This window comes from Nostoc sp. (assembly GCF_036919895.1).
Lineage (GTDB): Bacteria > Cyanobacteriota > Cyanobacteriia > Cyanobacteriales > Nostocaceae > Nostoc.
In genome coordinates this window covers 1-1,574 of the sequence record NZ_JBALBW010000084.1, presented here as the reverse complement: position 1 = coordinate 1,574, position 1,574 = coordinate 1, and the positions used below count along the sequence as shown (strand labels likewise).

Genomic DNA, 1,574 nt, shown 5'->3' with positions numbered 1-1,574 from the left:
GTACAGCGATCGCCAAATCGAGCTATGCTGCGGGCAGTTGGTTTTAAAGATGAAGATTTCAACAAAGCTATTGTCGGTGTAGCCAACGGTTACAGCACAATCACTCCCTGTAATATGGGGATAAATCAACTCGCACTAAGGGCAGAGGCTGGGATTAAAACCGCCGGAGCGATGCCGCAAATGTTCGGCACAATTACCATTAGTGATGGGATTTCAATGGGAACTGAAGGGATGAAATATTCCCTGGTGTCGCGCGAAGTTATCGCCGATTCCATTGAAACCGCCTGTACTGGGCAAAGTATGGATGGTGTGCTGGCAATTGGCGGCTGTGATAAAAATATGCCAGGCGCAATGCTAGCGATCGCGCGGATGAATATCCCTGCAATATTCGTTTACGGTGGTACAATTAAACCCGGTCACTACAACGGACGCGATTTAACTGTTGTCAGTTCTTTTGAAGCCGTTGGTCAATATAGTGCTGGAAAAATTGACGAAAAAGAACTATTAGAAGTTGAAAGTCGCGCTTGTCCTGGTGCTGGTTCCTGCGGGGGAATGTTCACAGCTAACACCATGTCTTCAGCATTTGAAGCGATGGGAATGAGTTTGCCCTATTCTTCCACAATGGCAGCCGAAGATGCCGAAAAAGCCGACAGCGCGGAAAAATCGGCATTTGTGTTAGTCGAAGCCATTCGCAAACAAATCTTACCCCGGCAAATTATCACCCGCCAATCTATAGAGAATGCCATTTCTGTAATTATGGCGGTGGGTGGTTCCACAAATGCGGTATTGCATTTCTTAGCGATCGCTCGCGCTGCTAATGTAGAGTTAACCCTAGATGATTTTGAAACAATCCGCGCTCGTGTCCCTGTTTTATGCGATTTGAAACCAAGTGGTAAATATGTCGCTACAGATTTGCACAAAGCTGGTGGCATTCCCCAAGTAATGAAAATGCTACTCGCGCATGGTTTATTACATGGTGATAGCCTAACTATTAGCGGGCAAACCATTGCAGAGATATTAGCAGACATCCCAGAAGAACCATCTGCCACCCAAGATGTGATTCGGACTTGGAATAATCCCATGTATGCCCAAGGACATTTAGCCATCCTCAGAGGTAATTTAGCAACAGAAGGTGCTGTAGCTAAAATTACCGGGGTGAAAAAGCCAGTAATTACCGGCCCCGCACGGGTATTTGAATCGGAAGAAGCTTCTTTAGATGCAATTCTGGCGGGTAAAATTCAAGCTGGTGATATTCTCGTTATCCGCTACGAAGGGCCAAAGGGAGGCCCTGGAATGCGGGAAATGTTGGCTCCTACCTCGGCAATTATCGGTGCTGGTTTGGGTGATGCAGTGGGATTAATTACCGACGGACGCTTTTCTGGTGGTACTTATGGTATGGTAGTTGGTCATGTTGCACCAGAAGCGGCAGTTGGTGGTGCGATCGCTCTTGTTGAAGAAGGCGATAGTATTACCATTGATGCACCGGCTCGTTTATTGCAGTTGAATATATCCGAATCAGAATTAGCCCGTCGTCGTGCCAATTGGCAACCTCCTGCTCCGCGTTACACTAAAGG

The 1,574-nt window shown here is 47.1% G+C and carries 1 protein-coding gene; it reads left to right on the top strand.

The genetic code is table 11. From position 1 onward, the window contains the following. A partial coding sequence (gene ilvD / locus V7K55_RS16915) for a dihydroxy-acid dehydratase (RefSeq protein ID WP_334833243.1) occupies nucleotides 1–1,574 on the top strand: 1,574 nt, incomplete at both ends.